The following is a 428-nucleotide window of genomic DNA, read 5'->3' on the forward strand; positions in this document are numbered from 1 at the left end:
GGAACCGGCTTTCGCCCGTATCATCGACGAGATCGACGAGGTCTTCGGGCGCGAGCTCGGATTCTCCGCCCGCGAGGCGCTGAGCACCGGCGAACTCGGCGGCACCGACCGCATCCAGGCGCTGACCTTCGCGATGCAGGTCGGGCTGGCCGCGGTCCTGCGCGAGCGGGGGGTGCGGCCTGCCGCGGTGATCGGGCACTCGGTGGGTGAGGTCGCGGCGTGCGTGGTATCCGGGGTGTTCGAGTTGCGCCAGGGCGCGGCCGTGGCGTGCTATCGGGCCCGCGGGTTCCGCTCCGTAATGGGATGCGGTGCCATGGCTTTGGTGAGACTGCCGTTCGCCGAGGCCGAACAGCGGCTGACCGGCCGCACCGATGTGGTGGCGGCCATCAGCGCGTCTGCCGAATCATGTGTCATCTCGGGGATCACCG

1 protein-coding gene is annotated in these 428 nt (G+C 70.3%); it reads left to right on the forward strand.

The window, feature by feature from the left end; genetic code table 11:
- Nucleotides 1–428: acyltransferase domain-containing protein (locus tag RM572_RS29395; RefSeq protein WP_311676389.1), on the forward strand; the 428-nt coding region annotated here is incomplete at both ends.

The organism is Streptomyces hazeniae (assembly GCF_031845485.1).
GTDB lineage: Bacteria > Actinomycetota > Actinomycetes > Streptomycetales > Streptomycetaceae > Streptomyces > Streptomyces hazeniae.